The 21,521-nt window shown below is 41.4% G+C and carries 27 protein-coding genes, 1 tRNA gene and 1 riboswitch; of the genes, 4 read left to right on the top strand and 24 right to left on the bottom strand.

Features of this window, described 5'->3' with window-relative positions; all coding sequences use genetic code 11:
• Nucleotides 1-322: 322 nt before the first annotated feature.
• Nucleotides 323-424: riboswitch (TPP riboswitch) on the top strand.
• A 96-nt stretch (nt 425-520) separates the two neighbouring features.
• Complete coding sequence (gene thiT, locus AC20OE_RS18600) at nt 521-1,096, top strand: energy-coupled thiamine transporter ThiT (protein WP_039180928.1); 576 nt, start codon at nt 521-523, stop codon at nt 1,094-1,096.
• A 240-nt stretch (nt 1,097-1,336) separates the two neighbouring features.
• Here thiT and AC20OE_RS18595 read toward each other — a convergent pair whose 3' ends face one another.
• The 3 genes from AC20OE_RS18595 to AC20OE_RS18585 all read right to left on the bottom strand — a co-directional run bounded on the left by AC20OE_RS18595 (nt 1,337) and on the right by AC20OE_RS18585 (nt 4,138).
• Complete coding sequence (locus AC20OE_RS18595; RefSeq protein ID WP_487269076.1) at nt 1,337-1,891, bottom strand: N-acetyltransferase family protein; 555 nt, start codon at nt 1,889-1,891, stop codon at nt 1,337-1,339.
• Nucleotides 1,892-2,048: 157 nt separating this feature from the next.
• Complete coding sequence (floT, locus tag AC20OE_RS18590) at nt 2,049-3,596, bottom strand: flotillin lipid rafts scaffold protein FloT (protein WP_039180936.1); 1,548 nt, start codon at nt 3,594-3,596, stop codon at nt 2,049-2,051.
• A gap of 11 nt (nt 3,597-3,607) precedes the next feature.
• Nucleotides 3,608-4,138 carry an NfeD family membrane protein gene (locus AC20OE_RS18585; protein ID WP_059376341.1) on the bottom strand — a complete coding sequence of 177 codons (531 nt, stop codon included), beginning with the start codon at nt 4,136-4,138 and terminating at the stop codon, nt 3,608-3,610.
• A 207-nt stretch (nt 4,139-4,345) separates the two neighbouring features.
• Between AC20OE_RS18585 and AC20OE_RS18580 the strand changes: the two genes are divergently transcribed.
• Nucleotides 4,346-4,825 carry a DinB family protein gene (locus AC20OE_RS18580; RefSeq protein ID WP_180272435.1) on the top strand — a complete coding sequence of 160 codons (480 nt, stop codon included), beginning with the start codon at nt 4,346-4,348 and terminating at the stop codon, nt 4,823-4,825.
• Nucleotides 4,826-4,865: 40 nt separating this feature from the next.
• Here the strand turns inward: AC20OE_RS18580 and gbsB are convergent, their stop codons facing one another.
• Both gbsB and betB read right to left on the bottom strand, forming a co-directional pair.
• On the bottom strand, nt 4,866-6,074 hold the full coding sequence (gene gbsB / locus AC20OE_RS18575) for a choline dehydrogenase (RefSeq protein WP_039180944.1): 1,209 nt from the start codon (nt 6,072-6,074) through the stop codon (nt 4,866-4,868).
• A gap of 27 nt (nt 6,075-6,101) precedes the next feature.
• Complete coding sequence (betB, locus tag AC20OE_RS18570; protein ID WP_099663598.1) at nt 6,102-7,571, bottom strand: betaine-aldehyde dehydrogenase; 1,470 nt, start codon at nt 7,569-7,571, stop codon at nt 6,102-6,104.
• 207 nt (nt 7,572-7,778) lie between these two features.
• Here betB and gbsR point away from each other — a divergent pair, with 207 nt between their 5' ends.
• The gene (gbsR, locus tag AC20OE_RS18565; RefSeq protein WP_212044591.1) at nt 7,779-8,336 is read left to right on the top strand and encodes a transcriptional regulator GbsR; all 558 of its coding nucleotides are present in this window, start codon (nt 7,779-7,781) and stop codon (nt 8,334-8,336) included.
• 72 nt (nt 8,337-8,408) lie between these two features.
• Nucleotides 8,409-8,481, top strand: a tRNA-Ala gene (locus AC20OE_RS18560).
• A gap of 87 nt (nt 8,482-8,568) precedes the next feature.
• Here the strand turns inward: AC20OE_RS18560 and AC20OE_RS18555 are convergent.
• The 19 genes from AC20OE_RS18555 to AC20OE_RS18465 all read right to left on the bottom strand — a co-directional run.
• Entirely contained in the window at nt 8,569-8,718 is a 150-nt protein-coding gene (locus tag AC20OE_RS18555) for a hypothetical protein (RefSeq protein ID WP_268475168.1), read from the bottom strand.
• Between the two features lie 116 nt (nt 8,719-8,834).
• Nucleotides 8,835-9,638, bottom strand: a complete 804-nt coding sequence (locus AC20OE_RS18550; RefSeq protein WP_487269075.1) for a peptidoglycan recognition protein family protein — start codon at nt 9,636-9,638, stop codon at nt 8,835-8,837.
• A 19-nt stretch (nt 9,639-9,657) separates the two neighbouring features.
• The gene (locus AC20OE_RS18545; RefSeq protein ID WP_048237237.1) at nt 9,658-9,921 is read right to left on the bottom strand and encodes a phage holin; all 264 of its coding nucleotides are present in this window, start codon (nt 9,919-9,921) and stop codon (nt 9,658-9,660) included.
• Nucleotides 9,922-9,932: 11 nt separating this feature from the next.
• Nucleotides 9,933-10,145 (bottom strand): BhlA/UviB family holin-like peptide, encoded by a 213-nt coding sequence (locus AC20OE_RS18540; RefSeq protein ID WP_012011023.1) that lies wholly within the window; start codon nt 10,143-10,145, stop codon nt 9,933-9,935.
• A 36-nt stretch (nt 10,146-10,181) separates the two neighbouring features.
• Nucleotides 10,182-10,325, bottom strand: coding sequence for an XkdX family protein (locus AC20OE_RS18535; RefSeq protein ID WP_180272434.1), 144 nt, complete (start codon nt 10,323-10,325; stop codon nt 10,182-10,184).
• Complete coding sequence (locus AC20OE_RS18530; protein WP_048237241.1) at nt 10,322-10,642, bottom strand: hypothetical protein; 321 nt, start codon at nt 10,640-10,642, stop codon at nt 10,322-10,324. Before AC20OE_RS18530 ends, AC20OE_RS18535 begins: the two co-directional genes overlap by 4 nt.
• Before the next feature lie 12 nt (nt 10,643-10,654).
• Complete coding sequence (locus AC20OE_RS18525; protein ID WP_099663593.1) at nt 10,655-12,040, bottom strand: hypothetical protein; 1,386 nt, start codon at nt 12,038-12,040, stop codon at nt 10,655-10,657.
• A 48-nt stretch (nt 12,041-12,088) separates the two neighbouring features.
• A complete protein-coding gene (locus tag AC20OE_RS18520; RefSeq protein WP_099663592.1) occupies nt 12,089-13,216 on the bottom strand; it encodes a pyocin knob domain-containing protein in 1,128 nt (375 codons plus the stop codon).
• A gap of 7 nt (nt 13,217-13,223) precedes the next feature.
• Nucleotides 13,224-13,397, bottom strand: a complete 174-nt coding sequence (locus AC20OE_RS18515; protein ID WP_099663591.1) for an XkdX family protein — start codon at nt 13,395-13,397, stop codon at nt 13,224-13,226.
• Nucleotides 13,394-13,723, bottom strand: coding sequence for an XkdW family protein (locus tag AC20OE_RS18510; RefSeq protein WP_099663590.1), 330 nt, complete (start codon nt 13,721-13,723; stop codon nt 13,394-13,396). Before AC20OE_RS18510 ends, AC20OE_RS18515 begins: the two co-directional genes overlap by 4 nt.
• Nucleotides 13,724-13,733: 10 nt before the next feature.
• A complete protein-coding gene (locus AC20OE_RS18505) occupies nt 13,734-14,612 on the bottom strand; it encodes a hypothetical protein (protein ID WP_099663589.1) in 879 nt (292 codons plus the stop codon).
• 15 nt (nt 14,613-14,627) lie between these two features.
• Nucleotides 14,628-15,011: a phage tail-collar fiber domain-containing protein gene (locus AC20OE_RS18500; protein WP_024423249.1), complete on the bottom strand. Its 384-nt coding sequence runs from the start codon at nt 15,009-15,011 to the stop codon at nt 14,628-14,630.
• 11 nt (nt 15,012-15,022) lie between these two features.
• Nucleotides 15,023-15,946: a YmfQ family protein gene (locus AC20OE_RS18495; protein ID WP_099663588.1), complete on the bottom strand. Its 924-nt coding sequence runs from the start codon at nt 15,944-15,946 to the stop codon at nt 15,023-15,025.
• Nucleotides 15,930-16,979 carry a baseplate J/gp47 family protein gene (locus AC20OE_RS18490; RefSeq protein ID WP_099663587.1) on the bottom strand — a complete coding sequence of 350 codons (1,050 nt, stop codon included), beginning with the start codon at nt 16,977-16,979 and terminating at the stop codon, nt 15,930-15,932. Before AC20OE_RS18490 ends, AC20OE_RS18495 begins: the two co-directional genes overlap by 17 nt.
• Complete coding sequence (locus AC20OE_RS18485) at nt 16,972-17,394, bottom strand: DUF2634 domain-containing protein (protein WP_099663586.1); 423 nt, start codon at nt 17,392-17,394, stop codon at nt 16,972-16,974. The genes AC20OE_RS18490 and AC20OE_RS18485 overlap by 8 nt, the downstream gene beginning before the upstream one ends.
• Nucleotides 17,395-17,408: 14 nt before the next feature.
• Nucleotides 17,409-17,675, bottom strand: coding sequence for a DUF2577 family protein (locus AC20OE_RS18480; protein ID WP_099663585.1), 267 nt, complete (start codon nt 17,673-17,675; stop codon nt 17,409-17,411).
• A complete protein-coding gene (locus AC20OE_RS18475; protein WP_099663584.1) occupies nt 17,672-18,682 on the bottom strand; it encodes an XkdQ/YqbQ family protein in 1,011 nt (336 codons plus the stop codon). The genes AC20OE_RS18480 and AC20OE_RS18475 overlap by 4 nt, the downstream gene beginning before the upstream one ends.
• An 11-nt stretch (nt 18,683-18,693) precedes the next feature.
• Complete coding sequence (locus AC20OE_RS18470) at nt 18,694-19,362, bottom strand: LysM peptidoglycan-binding domain-containing protein (RefSeq protein WP_058838044.1); 669 nt, start codon at nt 19,360-19,362, stop codon at nt 18,694-18,696.
• On the bottom strand, nt 19,355-21,521 hold a 2,167-nt coding region (locus AC20OE_RS18465), incomplete at its 5' end, for a transglycosylase SLT domain-containing protein (RefSeq protein WP_487269074.1). The genes AC20OE_RS18465 and AC20OE_RS18470, both read right to left, overlap by 8 nt.

The following is a 21,521-nucleotide window of genomic DNA, read 5'->3' as shown; positions in this document are numbered from 1 at the left end:
TATAAAAACTCGAATTAACAGGTACGTTTTGTCTTGTTTAGTTTTCAAAGATCATTTTCGTCGTCTCTCAGAGGCGACTTTATTAATATAACATTCTATCAAGATAAAGTCAACAACTTTTTTCTTAATGTTATTTATCAACCGCGCTGTTTCAGCGGCGAATACAAATATAACACCTTTTGAAAGAAGAAACAAGTATTTTTTCTAAATAATTTATTTTTCCTTATCTCTTCCTATATATTGATACAAATGCTGCTCATCTCGGGAATTGTCTATTGTTGATCCTTCATGTCTTTAGTATATTTATAATAGATTGAAACTAAATAACCGCAGGGGGAGCTTTGTGCTGAGAGTGAACATTCGTTGTTCTGACCCTTTGAACCTGTCAGTTAATACTGAAGTAGGAATGTGGAATCACTTGGATACATGGTGTATTCAAATCGATATGTTTTTCTATGAATAACATACTCATCCTTACACGGTCTCTCCTTGCTCAATTCATGAAAAAGGAGATTTTTTTATGCAGCAATCAAATCAATTGGTACGACTGATGGAAATCGCGATTATGACTTCACTTGCACTTGTATTAGATTACTTATCAGGTCTCTTTTTAAGAATGCCGAATGGCGGATCTCTTGCTCTGATTATGATTCCCGTCATTCTTATGTCTATTAGATGGGGGATATCTACCGGATTTATCATCGGTGTGTTAATCGCAGGTCTTCAGCTGATGAATAGCCCGATCATCGCTACACCTGTTCAAGGATTCCTCGATTACTTCGTTGCATCTGTTGTCATTTCTTTAAGCGGCTTGTTTTCTGGATTGATCAAAAAAGCCATTCAGGATCAAAAGCGAAAGCAGCAATTTTTCTATATTACCTTAGCTGTTTTTGTTGCTAGTTTCTTCAGGCTGCTGACGTTCTTTATTTCTGGCGTCGTTTTCTTTTCTCAATATGCACCGAAAGGAACACCAGGATGGGTCTACTCTTTAATTTATAACAGCACATATATGGTTCCTTCATTTATTATTTGCAGTATTGTTCTTTGTATACTCATTCCAAGTGCATCCCGTTTGGTTTTTCCTCATCAAAAATAACCGGCTGATGACAGCTGGTTATTTTTTTATGCATAATTTGCTGCTCTATGGAATCTATTAATAATAGAAGATTTCATGCTGGAGGTACGACAATGAGCCCTTACTCCATTATGCTCTGCTGTTATATTCTCAGTCTTGCTTATTTTTTGGCAGGCTTCTATGAAGCTTTAAAAATAGCAGGCGTGAAAGGAAAAGTAGAAGCTTCACCGTTTATTTCTTACATGTTGCTTGCTGTACTTTTCACTTTTTTCTCTCATTATTACTGGAAGCTGACGATTTAATTCGTTTTACATGGTTATTCAATCTAGACAGCTCCCATCCATACCCTATTTCATTATGGTTCTCGCCAGCCAGCTCGAACTGGCTGGTAACGACAAAACTAGGTTGAAGCTTTTGATAAAATTGTTTCGCCGAATTTTGTTCAAACACCCATAGCATCAACTTCTGATATCCTTTTTCAATTAAATACTCGACACCTTTAGCAATTAAAGCAATACCCGCCCCTGATTTCTGTTTCTGTTGTAATAAATAGATGGCATATAGCTCTCCATCATATGTAGAATAACGTTCGTCACGTTGTTTTCCGAAAGAAGCAAAACCAAAAACGCCATCCTCATCTTCCGCGACAAACGTGCCTTTAAGCGGCCTTCTTCTCCAGCTCTCTTCCCGATCTTCAATGGTTAAACCATCTAAATACTCCTGCGAAATAATCCCTTGATAAGTCGTCTGCCAGCTTTTCACATGAATCTCGGCGATTTTTGGAATATCTTGATGTACAGCATGTCTCACCTTCATCCGCTCCACTCCTTTTAGCTTTTTCCACCTTATCTTCATTATGATAAATTTCTATTACATAGAATTCAATGACTAGCGTTTTGTCAGCACATCTTTCAATGGTTAAATCTTCTTCTATAAAAAAGTGACACCTTCTGGTGGAAGGTGTCTTTTGATTTTATTGTTCTATTTGATCATCAGCTTTTTCGATTTTTCTTGGTTGTTTGATTTCATTTGTCAGTTCTTGAATGCTTTGCTTCACATTGCCTTTGCCAGAAAAGTTCTCAATAATTTCTTTCACATCAATTCCAGAGGATGCTTTCAGACTCTCTTGAAGACTAGACATGAGATTTGTGGCATAGCCTGTAACTTTATTGGCACCGCTGCCTTCACCGTTACCGCCTGTATCCACAACAGTAATTTTATCAATGTTAGAAAGTGGTGCAGATACTTGCTTCGCATATTCAGGAAGCATTTTGACAATCATATCAAGAATCGCTGCCTGACCATACTGTTCGAATGCTTCCGCAATTTTCTCTTTCGCTTCGGCTTCTGCAAGTCCTTTTAGTCTAATGACTTCTGCTTCTGTTTCCCCTTTCGCACGATCCGCTTCCGCTTTGGCAAGCCCGTCAATACGAACTTTCTCAGCTTCTGCTTTTGCCATTGCTTCAATGCTGTATTTCTTCGCATCTGCTTCAGCAAGACGTTTTGCTTTTTCTGCCGCAGCCGACTGCTCAACAGCATAACGGTCCGCATCTGCTTTCTTTTTCACTTCAGAATCATATTGACGTTCACGACGCTGAATCTCTTTTTCTTCTAATTCAATTTGTTTCTGACGCTCAATGATTTTGACTTGCATTTCTTGTTCAGTTACGTGCTGACGGTTACGAGCGGTTTCTAAATCGTACGCTTGGTCAGCACTTGCTTTCGCTGTATCCTGTTCACGTCTGAATTCTGCTCTTTTCAATTCATTAATCTTTTCTGCTTCAGCGATTTCAGTAGCACGCTCAAGCTCTGATTTCTTCGCATCTTTATCTGCTTCGGCACGTTTGATCCGTGTTTCTTTATCTGCTTCAGCCGTTGCAATATCTGCATCGCGTTTTACTTGTGCAATTCTTGGTTTACCTAGAGATTCTAAATAGCCATTTTTATCACGAACATCTTTGATCGTAAACGAGACAATGACTAGACCCATTTTCGCTAAATCTTGAGAAGCAACGCGTTGTACTTCTTGTGAAAATTTTTCTCTGTTTTTATAAATCTCTTCAACTGTCATTGACCCTAAGATGGAACGAAGGTGACCTTCTAATACTTCTCTCGCTTCGTTTTCACGATCTTCTTTTGTTTTACCTAAAAATTGCTCTGCAGCAGTAGCAATTTCTTCAATCGATCCACCAATTTTTATGATGGCCGTTCCATCCGCCATGACCGGTACACCTTGTTCGGTATAGACTTCAGGGGTTGAAACATCTAGCTTGCTAGATAGTAAGCTGAGCGGCTCTGCTTGTTGAAAGACTGGAAGGACAAAGGTACCGCCGCCTCTTACAATCTTAATCTTGTTTCCACCTTCGTCCACGTGGACATTTTTACTTCCTAGATAACTTCCTGTCACGATTAATGCTTCATCTGGACCTGCTGTCCGGTATTTAGAAACAAATACACCAATAAGTGCAATAAGAATGACAAGCACAATTCCAATGATCACTAAAATAGTTGTTCCTGGCATAGCATTCCCTCCTAGATTTCTTCATTTGGTATAACAGATAAGACGCCTTTGTTCACTTCGACAACTAGCACACGGGTTCCATATGGAATCTCCTCTTTGTCGAAGCTGACAGCTGGCTTTGAGATTTTCCCGCTGTTACTGATTAACAGCACTTCTCCAAACCCGTCTTTTGGAACAGATACAATGATCTCCCCAGTTCTTCCTTTTAAATCGGCCTCCGTATAAGAGAGAGATTCTTCAGCAGAGGAAAGCGGGACTAATACAAATACATTCAAACAGGTCACAAGGATCACTGCGAGGATGGCAGATAATACTGCGCCAAGTCCACTTCCTACAATTGCTGTTTTTTCAGAGATAAACCCTCCAGCCGAGAAAAAGGTAAGAAATGCGAGGATCAATGTTGGTTGAAGGAATGGAACAGGGATCGCTTCAAACCATCCATCAAATACATCGCCGAAAAAGACGAAAACAAGTGTCAGGATTCCTGATATCATCAATATGTATAAATACAGCGTCTGAAGAGGCAGCCCAAACACATCCATCTTCCTCACCCTTTCTTCATGAAATGAACATCTGTTGTTTCATTTAGATCATACTCACCTCCAATGTATTCCTTGTAACAGGTAATACGAACCACTTTTGTAAAGGTTTCATATTTCATCACAATTCTTCAAGGGGATTTTCGGATAGCTCAAGAATGATTGTCATGTACCCTTATGTTAAAATTTGATCTTGAGGTGATGAAGAAAATGAGTTTATTACATGAAGCAAGACAAGAATTGTGGCACGAGCTGCAAGGTTTGAGCGAAGAACAATTGAACCAAAAATTATCTGATGATACTTGGAGTATTCAAGAGGTAGCAGATCATTTAAAGAAAATGGACCTAGTTGCAGCAAAACATCTAGCTGCTGAGGGGAAAAAAGCACCGATCAAAGAATATGAACCAAAGCCGGTGGAAATGGCAGAGGATCGTTCGAAAAAAGCCACTGCGCCTAGTATTGTTGCGCCTGAGCACAAGCATGTGACACCTACACATTTAAAGGATGAGCTCGATACAGCTCGTGAGCAGCTCAATCAAATTTTATCAACATTTACTGAGGAAGATTTCAAACGCGTCATTGCACACCCTGTGTTTAAAGAGCTATCCCTTAAGCAATATCTTGATTTTATCGGCGCACATGAAAAACGCCATATTCATCAAATCAAAGAAATTAAAGAACAACTATAAAACATAAAAAGGACTCCCTTTAGGGAGCCTTTTTTCATTGTTACACTGTTTTAGGTGTTAACTCAAAGCAGCGCGCATAAATCCATTTGTACGCTTTTTCGTTTAGATCTCTTGGGTTTCCAACTGTTTGCGGATCTTTCATCGCTTCTTTAGATAAACGGTCAATCATATCTTTTGATACACCTTGTTCTTCTAATGAAGGAATTTCTAAATCTTCTACTAAATCATACATCCAGTTCACGGCTGCTTTGGCTGCTTCCTCTGTTGTCATTCTGCTTGTATCAACCCCAAACGCTTGCGCAATTCGTGCGAATTTTTCCGGATACCCTTTCCAGTTATATTCCATCACTGGTCCCATCATCGCTGCAACACACTGACCGTGCGCGACAGGAATAATGCCTCCGAGTGTTTGGCTCATCGCATGTGCAGCGCCAGCTGATTCACTTCCATAAGAAAGCCCGGCAAGCATCGCAGCTTGTGCCATTCCATATCTGGCTTCCAAGTCCTCACCATCAGCAAAGGCACGGCGAATATAATGAGCTGCATATTCAATGGCCATGAGTGCTACCGCATCTGTAATCGGCTGAGCAAATTTCATCGTATAGCATTCAATCGCGTGAGCAAGCGCGTCAATTCCAGTCATTGCTGTCACATGAGGCGGCATGGATACATGAAGCTCTGGGTCAATCACTGTAAGATGAGCTGCAATAAGAGGACCACCTGTATTGAATTTGAATTCTCTTTCTTCATCAGTAATGACTGCCCATTGCGTCACTTCTGAACCTGTACCAGCTGTTGTCGGAATAGTGGTTAAAGGCGGGATTCTGTTTTCAAGCGGTTTTTTCCCCTCTGCCGCTTCGTAATCAAGAACTGAGCCTTCATGAGTCGCCTCTACTCCAATTGCCTTGGCTGTATCCATTGAGCTGCCGCCGCCTACTGCGACTAATCCATTACAGCCTTCTTTTTCATATAAAGCAGATCCTTCGTTCACTAGACGGACTGGCGGATTTGGCTCTACTTTATTAAATAGAACAACATCAATTTGCGCTTCTTTTAATGAAGCAATGACGGGGTCCACCACGCCCGCTTGATAAATGCCGGGGTCTGTTACAAGCAATACCTTTGAAACGCCGTATGCTTTTACTTCTTCCCCGACATGTTTCACTGCACCAATGCCGTGTTTGATGACAGTCGGAATTTCAAATGTATGGAATTTCTGCATGCTTTCAATTTTCATATTTAGTGTCATATAGAATCTCCTCCAAATGCGTAATTTTTATTTAAACCAATGAACTGCTTCAGGTTTTGTATTTCGATATAAATGCTTCAGCTCGGTATATTCCTCAAGTCCCGTGCGTCCTAATTCACGCCCAATGCCTGATTGCTTATAGCCACCCCAAGGTGCTTGAGCAAAATAAGGATGGAAATCATTGATCCAAACCGTGCCTAATCTTAATTGCCGAGCCACTCTTTCGGCTTTGCTGATATCAGAAGACCACACAGCTCCTGCTAATCCATAAATCGTATCATTTGCCAGCTTGATGACTTCTTCCTCTGTATGGAAGGATTCGACTGTCAGGACAGGTCCAAAGACTTCTTCTTGCACAATCCGCATATCTGACGTGCAGCCTGAGAAAATGGTCGGCAAGTAGAAGAACCCATTTTGCAGCTCCTCTGCGTCAGGTCTTTTTCCACCTGTCTCTAACTTAGCGCCTTCTTCTAAACCGATGCTGACGTATTTTTCTACTTTTTCTCGATGCTCAGCTGAGATGAGCGGCCCGCTCTGGGTGTCTTCATCAAAGCCGTTGCCTAGCTTGATTTTTTTCGTACGCTTCACCAGTTCTTCTAAAAATTCATCATGAATGGATTCTTCCACCAGCAAACGTGACCCTGCTGAACACACTTGCCCTGCATGGAAAAACACAGCATTCATTGCCTGGTCAACCGCTACGTCTAAATCAGCATCTTGAAACACAATATTTGGATTCTTTCCGCCAAGCTCAAGGGCTATTTTTTTCACATTACCGCTGGCTCCCTGCATAATTTTCTTCCCTGTATCAATACCGCCTGTAAATGAAATCAGATCTACTTGATCATTCACAGCAAGCTCATCTCCAACCGTTGCCCCAGGTCCAAGCACTAGGTTTGCAACGCCTGCCGGAACGCCCGCTTCTTCCATGAGTTTAAATACTTTAATTGTGGTGAGTGGTGTGATTTCACTTGGCTTTAAAACAATTGTATTTCCCGCCGCAAGAGCCGGCGCGATTTTCCAGCTTGCTTGAAGCAATGGATAGTTCCAAGGAGTGATTTGTCCGCATACACCGACAGGCTCTCTGATTAATTCACTTTTCGAGTTTGGAATTGGCGATGCAATGATTTCCCCGCCATCTTTATCAGCCAGTCCTGCGTAATATTGGAACACGTTCGCAATATCATCCATATCTGCCTTGCTTTCCTCTAAAGTTTTGCCTGTATCAAGTGATTCCAATTTGGCTAGTTCATCAAGATCACGTCTAATCAATTCAGCTATCTTAAACACAATATTTCCTCTTTCAAGTCCAGGAAGATTTGCCCAGCCCCCTTGATCGAAGGCTTTTCTCGCTGCTTTAATGGCTAGCTGCGCGTCATTTCTAGATCCTTCGCTGACTGTCGCGATCACTTCTTGATTGAACGGATTGATGATATCCCGCGTGTCGGTACTTTTAGCGCCAACCCATTGTCCGTCTATAAATAGTGTTTGACTCATAGAAGGAACCTCCTCTGATTCTCTTTGGTAAGTTTGTTAAATAAAAATTTAACGTTTTGAACATAATTAACTTATCATGTTCAAATTTTTCTGTCAAAGGGGAGATATGTTTCATTTATTTTGACTTTTTGTATTCTTTCGTTAACATATAGTCCATAAAGATTTTTTTGAACGGATTGAATTCTCTTAATAGAAAGCAGGGACAAAATGAAAAAGCAGGAACAGCCGCAAGCAGAAGATCGTATTTTAGCTGCTAAAGATCTAGTCATTGATTCCATAGCTGAAACGATGGATCTCTATGGCATTACACGAAGTGCAGGTATTCTATATGGGACGATGTATTTAAACGAGGAAATGACACTCGATGAAATGCGTGAAGAGCTGCAAATGAGTAAGCCGAGTATGAGTACGGGTGTGAAAAAGCTGCAAGACATGAATATTGTCAAAAAGACGTTTCACAGAGGCCGAAGAAAACACAGCTTTGTTGCTGAAAAAGACTTTTTTAAGTTTTTCACAAACTTTTTTCCGCAAAAATGGGAAAGAGAGGTCGAGGTCAATTTAACGGCAATCGAAGAAGCGCAAGTGCAGCTTCAAGAGGTGGCGCATGATGATCAGCTGCAGGAACATGTAAGAGAAGAAGCGCAGCAGCTCATTGAGCAGCTTGAAAGCTCAAAAGCCTATTATGACTGGTTGAGACGATTAGCCCATTCTGTTCATTCTGGTGAAATTTTTGATTATATTCCAATTGAGCAGAAGGAAAAATAGACGTTGTGTTTACGTTTTACAGCTTGAATTTCACAGGAGGATTGATTATAATAAATTATGTCGTCATACCTCGGGGCATTAGCTCAGCTGGGAGAGCGCTACGCTGGCAGCGTAGAGGTCAGCGGTTCGATCCCGCTATGCTCCATACGAAAAACCATTCTTGAGAAATCAAGGATGGTTTTTTTTATGTACATATCTCTTATGCTTGTTCTTTGTTTTTTCGTATTCTTAATCAATTTATGATGCGGTATGTAATCACAGAAAGATAAGTTAAGATGAGAATGATTGTATAGGACACAGGAAAATCGCTCGTCATTCCGTGATAAATGAAATAGATGAGTAGCACTGACAGCATGATGATCTGGAACAGTTCTTTTTTCATTTTTCTCTCCTCTCATGATAGTGATTTGGTTGATTGTATCACACATGATGTCATTTTTTGTTAGCTATCAGCAAGGAAGCATTTCCTCACTTGCTGATAGCACTTTTTATAGATCATCACTTCTTCAGCAATTGTTCGATTTTGTTCTTCGTCTTCGGTCCGTAAATTCCGTCTGCTGTTAAGCCATTCATGAGCTGGAACCGCTTGACCGCATTTGCCGTTTTCGGTCCATAATAGCCATCAATCCCGTTGTTTTTTGCCCCTTTGTCTGGGTAAAAATAGAGGGAAGATAAGGCTTTTTGCACGGCAGTGACTTGAGGGCCTTTTGTTAAGGGCTTGGTTACTTTTAAAATGCCAGATGGCAGATTTGACGATTTCTGTTTGGAAACAGGTGCTTTGTGGCTCAAGCTTTCTACCTGAACTGGTTTTCTTGTGCTTTTGCTGCCGGTATGCGCTGTGGCTATGCCAGCTTTAAACTGATCCCATCGTCCGAGAAGTTTCCTTGGACACTCTTTCCCACTCCAATGTTTATGAGGCACTACATTTGATAAAGGAATCCCCAAATCTCCTATCAGCTTGCGAATGAGCCATTGGGCATTTTCGACTGCTTGTTCAAAGTTACCGTCTGCATTTTCACAAATTTCAATTCCAATTGACTTCATATTGCCGGTGCCTCTGCCATCCCCTGCGTGCCAGCCGTTTTCGTTTAACGGTAAATGCTGATAAATCACCTGATCATCAACAGTGTAATGCCAGCTGACACCGGTACTTGAACGTGCAACAAACGCTGCATGACTGGCCGCATTAGCACCTTTTGCACTATTTGACGTATTATGCACTGTAATATAGAGCGGCTTCATCGTGTTTCCTGGTCTGTTGCGATGTTGTTTTGGGATCAATGCTTGAATGACTTTCACCATGTCGTTTCTCCTTCAAGTATTATTTTGTTAGTCCTCTTTGTTTCAGAGCATCTTTTTGTAATTGGCCTTTGTAGGTCACATAATTGTTTTTAAACCAAGCGATAACCGCTGTGACCATAGTAAAAATCGTAGAACCTGCCACATAAAGTGCTTCACCTGCGGTTTGTACTTGCTCCTCACTAATCGGCAGCACCGTCTGTCCAAACATGACAAGCGTTTGATTGATCAGAGCAATAAAAAGAAGCACTGTGCGAATCACAGTGCCTTTGTCGGATGTTTTCATGATCTTTCCTCCTATTTTAAATTTCGTTCTATTTTGTCGAGTTTGTCGATCACGACGTCATACTTTTCACTAAACTTGGCTAACACTTCATTTTGTGCCTCGATTTGTGCATTGAGCTTATTTTCTCGTTCCTTCGTTGTGTTGAGAACATAAAACAGAATCCAGCAAAAGAGAACGGCAAATGGGCCTTGTGTCATTAAGTTTTGTACGACATCTACTTCCATTGGAATCACCTTCTTTCCGGCAAAAAAATAAAGCCATTAGGCTTCGTATTTGTCTCCTGTTATCTCTTGATAGTCTTCTGCCGAGATCCAGCCGATGCTTACATAAAATGCAATGTCCTCTGGGCCGTAACACTGCCAATCCCAAAATTGTTTGATATCTGCTACAGTTGGAAACATCATTCTGATTCAGCTCCTTTAAAAATAGCAAATAGCTGCGTTAATTGTTTTGATAATAAAGCGTTTTGTTTCTTTAAAAGTTCTATATCACTTGGCGGGAGTGGGGCTGGTTTTAGGCTATCTATATACTCCTGTGTCGCTGATTCATACCATTGTTGTTTTTCCACATCAAATGCAGCTTTATAAAAAGAAGGATTATTGGGTGGTGCAATTGTTGTACATTGATCTGGAATGATATAATTTCCTGCATCATCCCTCTCAAACACTTCTATAGGTCTGACCAATTCATATTGATAATTGTATTCATAGACTTGTATCATACTATCACTTCCTTAATTTAATGGGACGACCGTGTCTAAATAGTAGCCAGTTACCGCACTTTCATTCGCTGCGAGTAAACCAGTTAGCTTTAGCTCTCCTGTATTATATATAAGTAATTTACTATGACCGGTCGTACCTGATACGGGAACTGACACCACAAGACCTTTCTCTGGTAAACCTTCGGCTGGAATCCGTCCACAGATGATTTCTCTATTTGCTTTTAGATGACCTCTAAGCAACAACAAATTTCCCCATTTCACATATTCAACCGGTCTATCCCCTATAGATGAACTTTTGTCTAAGGTAACACTAAGCCACGTGACATTTTCAAACTCAGCATTTGTCACTAGCTGTTTCCAGCCCCTGAAGATTCCATCTGTATGAGTAGTTCCATACCAATGGCTGTTATCATAGCTTCGACTCACATGAAATGTTTTACGGTTATTTCCCGTTTCTAAAATATCTACATTAAACCAAGAAGCATCGGTCGTTGATGGCATATTTATTGCATTCGTTCCAGAGACATAATAAAAACCAGAGGGCAGAGTGAGTATATCTGTACCAGTAGGTATCAGCATTCTATTTCCATTTGCTCTCAATAATGGGTGCTCGTTCAACCTCTTCCAGCCGCTCCATTCTTGCTGAGTACCGGTAACATCTGTCGTCGATCGATTGATGTATACATCGCCTGTATTATTCGCCCCAATGATCCAGCCATAGGTATTTTCACTAAAGACTGATAAAGCCCTCATAGAGCTTTTTGTAGGCAGATCGGGGTGTGCTTCATGAATATACCAAGAATGCACGCCCGGTAATTTGATAAGTTTATCTAAAATACTAGGATCGTTTGCATTAATTCTTTCATAAGCTTTTCCATCGTCAGCAGTGATTTTAGATAGTTGTCCTGCGTCCCATTTGTTTTTTTCATTTTGTGACGGCAATTGGAGCCAGTTAATTCCGACGTCATTCACATGATAGGAAAAACAAAATGCATTGCCTGATGTGTCAATCGCGATTCCTACGCCAATATTATTTTGACCTACAAGCTGAAAGCCTCTTAATGCAGCATTACCTATAGCAGGAGAATCGACTACTCCAGAACCTCCCGGAGCATAGAACGAGCAAGCACCTAACGATTTAATCCCGTTATAAATGCTGCCACCAGCAGGGATATTCACCAACTGGGCCCCATTATCATTTGTCATTTTATATAACTGAGATTGATTCCATTTCTGCTTTTCTGTTACAGATGCATGAGATGTAGCATCATTTTTGTGTTGATTGATTTGATCCAATAGTCCAACATCATTTTCAAGAATAACCTTGATCATGTCATTAAACAGATCTGCATGGGCTTTGTCACTGACTTTAAAAGAGCGAGGTGTCTTTATTTCCATGATCATTCTCCTTTTATATTTCAGCTCTAAATATTGGTTTTGTTAGCTTCATCTTGTGCTGAACTTAAAACCAAATGTAATAAACTCAGTAGGATTGGCGTTATTTGAAGATGATTGCACACATACATTACCCTCTTTATCTATTAATGTACGATGGAATTGCGGGACTCCTGGAGTCCCTATACTTGAAGCGACTCCTACAAAATGCATTGCCTGTTTCGGCCGATATTCTTCAGGCAAATTAAACACTGCATTATTTCCTAATGTCCCACCTTTTACAGCTCCTACTATCTCAACTTCACCTAGAAGATTCTTGCGATATTTTACTGGCAAATTAATAGGGTCATATTCCTTCCAATTGCTTTTAATCTCTTTAGGCGTTTCCCACGAACCTTCCAATAAATCTGATAGTGTGATTTGCTTCTCCCATGGTGTCCATGATTCTGCATTGTGTTTAAGAACTCTAAAGTATGTGTTCTTCCCATATACAGATTCATATGCTATTTGCACTAATGTAGTGCCATAACTCATGACCAACAAAAACACTCGATTAAAGGATGATGGACCGTTTATACCTTGGTTATAAATGAGGTACATTCCTGTCTGAGTGAGGGTGTTATAGTCTGTTTCGCTAGCAAATCCATGATAAATGGGCTTTCCATTATCTTGTGTGATTTTTACTAATTGACCGTTATCCCATCTGGCCCTATCGCTATCTGTAGGCAGCTTTGTCCATGTAATCGATGTATGTCCAGCATCATAATAGAAGAAATAAGCATTACCTGACATATCAATCGCAAAGCCAGAGCCAATATTTTCTTGCCCTACTGTCTGCAGTCCTCTTATTGATACATTCGGTAAGGCAGGTGAATCCTCAACGCCAGCAGCTGCATAAAATGTACATGTTCCTTTGTCTTTTATCGCATCAAATATGCTTTCCCCGGCTGACACATTGATAAGCTGTCTTCCACTATCAGCCGTGATCTTATAACTCTGGGAATCATTCCATTTTTTCTTTTCTGTTTCAGATGCGTGTACACCCCCATCCTTTAAATGTTTTAAGAGATGCTCTAATAGTCCATTATCATTTTCAAGTAGTACTTTGACCATGTCATTAAACAGGTCTGCATGCGCTTTATCATTCACTTCAAAAGCTTTTGGTTCTTTTATTTCCATTCGGTATTCACTCCCTTGCCTTGAAATTTGGTTCAATCTCTTGCAGCTGCTCTAACGTGAGCACCCTTTGCTCGTATCCTTCATTTAGATCTTCCATTGAACAATCACCTAGTTCAATTGCCTGTTTGACCAATCCAGGTGTTACCCATTTGAAATATAATGCCATTACCCAATAACTCATCTATCACTCTCTCCTTTAATGAAAAGGATCTCATTTTTTAGCGTCTTTAGTTCGTTTGATAGAAGATCACATTGATGTTCAAGCTGTTTTCTCATCAGTTTTTCTTTTGCTACTTCTTGCGCTAGATAATCTAGCGGGAGCGGTGGTTGATACCTTGGATTGTCTTGTGATTCCTCCCACCATTTTTTCAATTCTTCTTCTGTTGGTTTGGGCACATCAAGATACCACTCACTTATATATGAACCGTCGCCGTCATTTCTCAGTTCAAAATCCTTTTGCGGATCCGCATCAGGGTATTTATACTTAATAGCTTCATATAAAATCATCAGAACCCTCCTATACTCTCGGGAAATTTCGGCCGCCTACTTCTGTAATGTCAAAATAGTTGTACCAGCCTGAGTTATCTGATATATAACGACTAACGTCTCCGTCATATCCTGCATACATATAAATTTCTAAATAATCCCCTTTATTAGCCGGTACATTGGCAGAACCATAAAGTCCCATACTAAAACTCAACGTATCAGATGGGCTTGTCGGACTTTGTCTTTGATGTGAAATATTTTTATATCTTTTTCCATTTAAATAGATCGATAATTCAAAGTTTGCATACCGTTGAAAGCTTTCAATATACACACCTGCATTCACTGAATACATTCCGTTTTCAGGACAGATGAAGCGATTATTTTTGATATCAAAATTGTTATGACTGTCTTTTATTTTTCGATTAAAAAGAACTTTTTGATACTCTCCTTTGGTTAATAACTGCTTCCCAGTTGTACCTATATTGGCATGACAGAACCCAGAGAGCTTATGCCAGTCGGTCCAACCCGAACCAGTCCACCAGTGACGACACCACGTACCTGTGCTATCAAAATAACTTCCTGCTTCGTTTCCAGTCCCATAGTAATATTGAATAAATCGAAAGTTACTATATTTTTCATTTTTCACAAAGCCGAATCTTGTAGGGTATCCCGTATCATTGGCTTGACCAATATCCATGAATGTAATCCCTATTGGATATTCCTCGCCGCTGATTGTCGCATCTTGAATGGCTTGATCCCCTGTTAGCTTGAAAAAGCTTTCATTTGTGATCCCTGCAATTTGTTTACTCAGCGCATGATCATTCTCTACAAGTGTGTCGACCATCTGGTTAAACAAGTTGGCATGGGCTTTGTCAGTGGTTTCAAACGGTAAAGGTGATTTTATGTCCACTTCATTTCCCCTCCATTAATAAATATCATCAATCTCAAAAACGAATTCGATGTCGCCATCTTTTTGTTTGTCTGTCATGGTGCGGATGGCGGTGAATTTGCCGTCTTCGTCGACAAGTGCTAGTTCGTTGATCACTTCTCCTGCCAGTTCTCCTTCGGCGATCGTGCAGGTGTAGCGGATTTTTGCTGGTTCCATGAAGGTAAATGAATCAATATTTTTTTGGACTAGTTCTTTTTTGAGTTTTTGTTCCGTGCCGTCTAGTGAGATCGGTTTTCCATCCTTCGTTCCCCCATTTCCAAATGCCATTTTGACGACTTTTGTGAGTTTTGTTCCTTCTGCTCTTGCCTTTGCCATTTGTTGACGTGCATACAGTGTTGTTACGGTTAATTGATCAGCCATTGTGATCCTCCTTATAAATCTATTTTTTTAGAAGTTGCTGCGAGCATTTTTGATCCGTCCAACGGAACAGATCCATCAAGAATCCAGTAATGATCCTTGATCAGTAAGCTGCCACCCTGCTCAGTTTGGACATGTACTGGCAGACGGAATGTCATCTTCTTTTTGGTTTGATGCTGAAGCTGATTTCTTGTGCGTAAAGTCAATGCCGTTCCTTGCTTCGTTTCATGTACCGCTCCAGTCATGACATAGTTCATGCGATGTGCTGTTTCTGACTGATGTTGAAGCCGCATTCTCATGTTTAATGAATGTCGAAAACGAGCAGGCACATCCGTTGTACCTCGTGTTCCACTGAGATAAAACGTACCATTTAAGACAAATTCACCATTGAGTAAAATCGGGATATGATCGAAAAAACCCACCCTGCTGCGCAGTGTGAGCCTCACGTGATGATCATTTTTTTCATGTACGTCGGTATGATGAAAAGCCGTGAACGTATAAGCCAAGTGAGCAGGCTTTAACGTTTCAAGAATTTCTACAATATATCTCGTGTTTTGCAGATCATCAAGGTTCACACGTAAGGCGAAGTGATAACGATTGGTTGTGAGACGGATGACAGCACTTGGATTCTTGAGAAAGCGATTCACTGATTTCTCTAATGAAAGATACGTGATTGGCGGAATATTAGACATCATATTGAGTAAGCGTGCCCTGCGCAGTTCAATTGAATCATCTGATTCCCGCTGCACCTTCAGCATCCTTTCCCATCTATTCAATCCCCATGTCGCTGTTAAAGGAAAGAACTGATCCGTTAAATCGAAAATGGATTCGTCCAATTGCTCAAATTCCGGTGCCTCTGTCTTGAGCAGGTGATCCACTTCATAAATTTCTGTAAAATATGGCGGCAAATAGTTTTTCATTTCATCCTGTTTGCTCAATAACCTTCACCTGCCTAAGACGCGGAATCTCAATGTCCTGTAATACTAAGTTTTTCGACTCGCCATTCAATAACACATCTGCATAATCTGACACACTTTCTGAATGATACAAAATATCATTTAAGGCGGACATTCGAATGGTACTCTTTTCAAATGCGATTGATTTCAACAACGTCTTGACCTTTTCTTCTATTTCTTTCTGAGCTCCTTCAAGGGTCCAGTCCATTTGAAGTTCGACAGCCACTTCTATGTCGATATCCAGCCATTTGGCGCTTTCAACGGTTGCTTTTGAACCGATAGGCGCTTGTCCTTCACCTTCACCTGGCACTGGGTCGATATATTCCTGTACCCTTTTGACAAGAAGGTCTGATGCAACATCTAGATTGCCATCTGTGATAACAATTTTGACCGTCCCTTCTCCGTTCCAAAGCGGGAACACTTTCGCTCTGCCAACACCGGCTACTTCCTCAGCCCATTTTTTATAATGCGCCCTGTTGGCACTGACAGCCTCTCGCCTCGCACGTATTAAATATCGATCGTATAATGAAGCGTCATCTTCCTCCTCTTGACCAGGTATGACCAGTTCTTTCATCGTAATCGATTCAAGTCCTGGAATTGTATCAAGTGACAGCAGAGGCTGTTCTGTTAATTGAACATTGCCTGCTTTACCAGGTGTCTCGCATTCTAGCGTGCCATCCTTCGAATATTGAAAATAAACGTCTTCAATAAAGAAACGTGAGCCAGCTGGAATATTGATATTTTCTGGCTGAATGGCCGCTGACCAAACCGCTTTAGTGGCTGGTTTTCTTTCAATTCCTACTTCAGCAGCCCGCCGATCTAGAAACTCTCCTTGTGCTGTATCTGCAAAGACCAGCTCAAACACTTGATCAAGCCAAATATAGGATTGGGCCAGTTCAGCAGCAGCAGGTGCCAAGGCATTCCAAATCACGCTGTTTTCTCTTTTATCTATATCATCTGGCAGTCTGTCCAGCATTCTTTCCATTAATGCTTCGTACGTCTGTTCCTCAAACATCGCCCTCCATCACCTCCTCTATTTCTAATGTTCCCTCATCTGTGACAATAGCTAATTTGACATGAAACGAGTCATTTTGCTTTGTGACCTCTAACTCTTCAATATGATCAATCCGCTCGTCAACGAGCAGTGCCTCCTCTAGCAGCCTTGGAATCTCCATTTCTTTGTATTCATCCGTGGCTTCTGTATCCGTCAACAGCTCCTGAATTTCTGTGCCAATGTCGTGGCTGTAGATAGGATGTGCATATCGCTCTGTCCTAAGTGTCATATAAATAAATTGCCGGATTGCTTCAATACCTGAAATGGTTTCGCCTGTCAGTCTGCCAGTTTCAAAATTTATTCGATACGTCGTCGAGGTTTCGACCTCTTCATCTTCTTCTATTTCCTCGATTTCTTCCTCTGGTGAAAGTGCCACGTTCATCACCTCCCTTACAATTTGTCGATGATGTAAAAGGACTGCCCTCCTGCCATTGCAAGCACCATAATACTGTCTCCTCTTTTCAGCTCATCATCCTCACCCTTATTTAAGCGCTTCGGCCAAATCAGTAATTCTTCTGGAATGGTCAGCTTATGATTCTCATTTAATCGGATGCTCAGCGGGGAAACTGCCGTGACTTCTCCAATGACAAGATCGATTGGAGATTCTGCGTCTACTGCATTCACTGCCAATCGTTTAATCGCTTCACTTAATCTCACGCTTGATCACCCTTTGGCATTGAATTTTTCTCAACAACATCAATTGTCATGGTGTGTTTCACCCCACTGAATTCATGTTTGTCTTGATCGATCCAGTAAGTTTTTTTTACGTTGATTTCAGGAATTTTCAAATAGATTGGGAGACCGCTTTGCAGCTCAGGAATTCCTAGCGCTTGGATGCTTTTGACTTCTTGTTTGACGCCTTTTTTCTCTGCCAGCCGTACTTTTGCTCTCTTTTGCAGCTGCGGCTGGTTAATTTGCCCCGTGACTGTCTCAACATGCTGTAAAATACCGTATTTATTCTGACCGGCTTTATCCTGTTCGACCACAACAATCTCGGATTTACTGCCTTTTTTCTTATTCTTCCCCTGTTCATCAGCAGACGTACGCATCTTAACACGAGTGGCTGTCTCTTCAATCGAGGTGCTGTATTGATAGCTGATGAGATTGACGCCTGATTCAATGACCCATACGTCCTCTGGATCAGGCCAGGCTCTCAGCCCCATCTTGCCTTTAGCAGAATAGATTTGATAGTTTCTTCCCGTCTGCCGCTTCGTTTCTTTCAATGCTTTCAATATCATGTCATACAGGCTCGTATCATTTTTAAAGACTAGTGATTTGATGACATGTCCTGTATTGGCGATTGAGGTCATTGGAATTTGAAAGTCAGCTCCAATCCGCCTTAAGATTTGATCTGCTCTTTGATTTGAAAAAACATAGACATCTTGGTTTTTCACCAAATATTGAAGCATATCGTATGCGGTAAAAGTCATCTTCCCTTCAACAGGTGTCCGGGAAAAAACGATGCCTCTAAAAAGCTCTTTTCCTTTCCATTTAAAAAGAACCGTGTCCCCTTCCGAGACACGGTAATAAGTTTGACTGCCTTGCTTTGTGATAATATTCGCCTGAATTGAGCGAGGGGCTTGATACCTTTGCCCCTGAAGTGTCACACTCTCTGTGACAAGCTCATACATGGTGCCGCTTCTGATGGCAAAAAGCTCGATCAATGCCAGCCCCCCTATTGTGGTATTTTTAACCTTTGTCCAGGGAAAATCCAATGCCCCGGCTGCTTAATATTACGTCTGCTACGTTTAATCATCGCTAACTTATTGGCATTCCAAATACGCCGCCATTTTGTACTGTCGCCATAAAACCTGCCAGAAATGGCCCATAGCGTATCCCCTTTTTTGACGGTGTACATTTTTGGTGGTGTTTTTGAAGGCCGTTTCTTTTTCGTTTGTTTTGCTTTTTTCTTTCGTTTGATTTTCCTAGGCGATGCAGTTTTATATTCCTTTAACTCGATCGTAAATTCACGATCTCCAATATCATATGACCCTTCCTTGTGGGTGAAGCTTTCAATGCTGCACGTCATGTTGATTTTTGTCCCAGTTACAATCAATCGCACGGATTTCTTAGAACGCATCATTCGTTCAATTTTCGCAATTGCATTCTCTGGTGATGGAATGCCTTTATATTCAGCAATCGGCGAATATTTCTTAGGAAATAATGAGGTGAATGATACTTGTTTCGCCGATGGTACGTCAATAAAAGTCAGTTCTCCAAAAGAGGCAACCTTCACTGTTTCATTTTGTACGTTATTTGTGATTTCGAGTTCGGATGGAAGGACAGGGAATCGCAACTTGTCCTTTCCTTGGGAAATCCACAATTGATATACTGATTTACCCATCGATCACGACCCCCTTCGTTCCTGTATGAAGCTCTACTTCCAGTTCATCTACAAGCATTTGTTTAATTTTTTCGACTAGCGATTGCTGATCTTGTCCATTATGGAAATGCTGATCGCCATTGAATTGAATTGTAATTTGTTTATTACCTGACGATGTTGTACTACCAGCAGACTGAGCTGAGGTGACTTGCTGCATCTGTGCTTCTGGTAAAGGAGCAGATGCATTTGATGGATCATATACTTGCATCCCAAGCGCCTTGGCTGCCTGCGTCAATAAATACCTTCCTCGAATGCCTCTTTCTTCTGGAATAATCCATTCACGTTTGTTTCCTTCACCAACTCTAGCAACCTGCTCCTGAGTAATCAGTCCGCCATTTGCGTAGCCTTTATAAGGACCGCCTCTTCTCATACTTCGTAATCCCGGCGTGTTGAAGACTGTTCCATATCTGCCCTTAATGTAGTTAATGGCTGCTACGGCATTATGAATTGGGTTCCAAATGTCATTCATGCCCTTGCCTTTATTGGCGTTAAACGTCGTTCCAATGGTTTGCATTAAGCCTTTAGAAGGTGTTCCCTTTTTGGCATTGGAATCCCATAAGTTGATCGCTCTCGGATCTCCATGTGACTCATTCTGCGCGATGGTCATCAGACCTGGAAGCCAGCTCATAGATGTACCAGTTGCCATGATAGCCGCCATGAGCCATTGCTTCACATTAAGATTTGAAGCTCCCATACCGCTGAAGGCACCGATTAATGAACCAGCTTGATTTTCAGCAAACTTTTTCACATCAACTGAGTCGAGCCCTTTGACGACACCAATTGATGCAAATTTCCCAAGACTCATCATGACGCGTGAAGGGGAATGAATGTCTAATTCCTCTCTAAACGCCTGTTCTACTTTCTTCGCCATTTCTTTGGCCGCCTGCGTGACTTCGCTTCCTTTGGAACGCATGCCGCTGTTAAAGGCGTCAATCATTCCTGAGCCCCAGCTTGGTGATTCTTGTTTTGCTTGCAGGAATGGTTGTTTGATATGTTGATCTACGTATAAGTTTGTGCCAGTTGATGTAGCATTTTGACCTGCTGCAAAACCTCTCACCGTCCCAGTGCCCCAAGTTGGTGATGTTGTCATTACTTGTTGGTATGGTGTTTTTACACGACTTTGCAAGAAGCTGGCTGTACCTGTTGGTGTCATCTGCTGACCATTTGCAAAAGCTGAAACCGTTTGTTGACCATACTTTCCTGAGTCTGATGTCAATTGACCAAACGGCTGCTGAATATTCTTTTGTTTCCATTGATCAAGGGAGATTACTTTACGATTTAACCCCTGTTCAAAATCGTTATTAAATTGCTCGCCAATGCTGGAGGCTTGAATGTCCCCCGTCACCGAGACCGATCCGTCTATTGAACCGACAGAAGATGATGCAGCTACTGCTGTAGGAGCTGGAGAGCTTGACACTGAATTTCCTGCCGCTCCGCTTGGTACAACAGACATTCCAAGTTGAGAAGCTGCCTGTGCCAGCAGCATCTTTCCGCGTCCTCGGTTATTTTGAGTTGGAATGACAAATTCGTTACCTGCTTCACCGACCCATGATAAGGTTGGCTGGGTGATATAGCCGCCTGTGGCATTATTATCAGCGCCTCCAAAGACATGTTTCAAAACAAAATCAATACCACCGCCAGCCTTATCAAAAATCTTTTTGACCCAGCCAAACGCTTTAGAAAACCCCTCACCAATAGCTTCTGCTACTTTTACAATCGGCTTTTGAATGTTGTCCTCAAACCATTTGGATAATCCATCCCATATATCTGTCACGACTTTATACGCTTCTTCAAACTTTTCCCCGAAACTGTCTTTAATGGTTCCTACCGTATCTACAAGAGGATTCCACACATTTTCCATAAACCATGTCGATACAACCCCAAAGATTGATTGTATCTTTTTCCATGCATTTGATAATGCTGTCCAAATCCCTGTAGCGACTGTAACAACTGTGCTGCTTAGCGGCGTCCAAACGTTCTCGATAAACCACCCTGCAACTGCACTGAATGTTTCTTGGATCCACGTCCAGGCATTGACTAGGCTTGACCAAATGGTCGTTGCTACCGTAACGACTGTACCGCTTAACGGTGTCCAGACGTTTTCGATAAACCAGCCTGCT

The sequence above is a fragment of the Bacillus sp. SRI_025 genome (assembly GCF_057592095.1).
This window is presented reverse-complemented; position numbering and strand designations above follow the sequence as displayed.

Excerpts from the sequence above, each read along its gene's own strand:
- thiT (WP_039180928.1), top strand. The coding sequence starts at position 521 with ATGCAGCAATCAAATCAATTGGTACGACTGATGGAAATCGCGATTATG.
- AC20OE_RS18595 (WP_487269076.1), bottom strand. The coding sequence starts at position 1,891 with ATGAAGGTGAGACATGCTGTACATCAAGATATTCCAAAAATCGCCGAG.
- floT (WP_039180936.1), bottom strand. The coding sequence starts at position 3,596 with ATGCCAGGAACAACTATTTTAGTGATCATTGGAATTGTGCTTGTCATT.
- AC20OE_RS18585 (WP_059376341.1), bottom strand. The coding sequence starts at position 4,138 with ATGGATGTGTTTGGGCTGCCTCTTCAGACGCTGTATTTATACATATTG.
- AC20OE_RS18580 (WP_180272435.1), top strand. The coding sequence starts at position 4,346 with ATGAGTTTATTACATGAAGCAAGACAAGAATTGTGGCACGAGCTGCAA.
- gbsB (WP_039180944.1), bottom strand. The coding sequence starts at position 6,074 with ATGACACTAAATATGAAAATTGAAAGCATGCAGAAATTCCATACATTT.
- betB (WP_099663598.1), bottom strand. The coding sequence starts at position 7,571 with ATGAGTCAAACACTATTTATAGACGGACAATGGGTTGGCGCTAAAAGT.
- gbsR (WP_212044591.1), top strand. The coding sequence starts at position 7,779 with ATGAAAAAGCAGGAACAGCCGCAAGCAGAAGATCGTATTTTAGCTGCT.
- AC20OE_RS18555 (WP_268475168.1), bottom strand. The coding sequence starts at position 8,718 with ATGAAAAAAGAACTGTTCCAGATCATCATGCTGTCAGTGCTACTCATC.
- AC20OE_RS18550 (WP_487269075.1), bottom strand. The coding sequence starts at position 9,638 with ATGGTGAAAGTCATTCAAGCATTGATCCCAAAACAACATCGCAACAGA.
- AC20OE_RS18545 (WP_048237237.1), bottom strand. The coding sequence starts at position 9,921 with ATGAAAACATCCGACAAAGGCACTGTGATTCGCACAGTGCTTCTTTTT.
- AC20OE_RS18540 (WP_012011023.1), bottom strand. The coding sequence starts at position 10,145 with ATGGAAGTAGATGTCGTACAAAACTTAATGACACAAGGCCCATTTGCC.
- AC20OE_RS18535 (WP_180272434.1), bottom strand. The coding sequence starts at position 10,325 with ATGATGTTTCCAACTGTAGCAGATATCAAACAATTTTGGGATTGGCAG.
- AC20OE_RS18530 (WP_048237241.1), bottom strand. The coding sequence starts at position 10,642 with ATGATACAAGTCTATGAATACAATTATCAATATGAATTGGTCAGACCT.
- AC20OE_RS18525 (WP_099663593.1), bottom strand. The coding sequence starts at position 12,040 with ATGGAAATAAAGACACCTCGCTCTTTTAAAGTCAGTGACAAAGCCCAT.
- AC20OE_RS18520 (WP_099663592.1), bottom strand. The coding sequence starts at position 13,216 with ATGGAAATAAAAGAACCAAAAGCTTTTGAAGTGAATGATAAAGCGCAT.
- AC20OE_RS18515 (WP_099663591.1), bottom strand. The coding sequence starts at position 13,397 with ATGAGTTATTGGGTAATGGCATTATATTTCAAATGGGTAACACCTGGA.
- AC20OE_RS18510 (WP_099663590.1), bottom strand. The coding sequence starts at position 13,723 with ATGATTTTATATGAAGCTATTAAGTATAAATACCCTGATGCGGATCCG.
- AC20OE_RS18500 (WP_024423249.1), bottom strand. The coding sequence starts at position 15,011 with ATGGCTGATCAATTAACCGTAACAACACTGTATGCACGTCAACAAATG.
- AC20OE_RS18490 (WP_099663587.1), bottom strand. The coding sequence starts at position 16,979 with ATGTTTGAGGAACAGACGTACGAAGCATTAATGGAAAGAATGCTGGAC.
- AC20OE_RS18470 (WP_058838044.1), bottom strand. The coding sequence starts at position 19,362 with ATGGGTAAATCAGTATATCAATTGTGGATTTCCCAAGGAAAGGACAAG.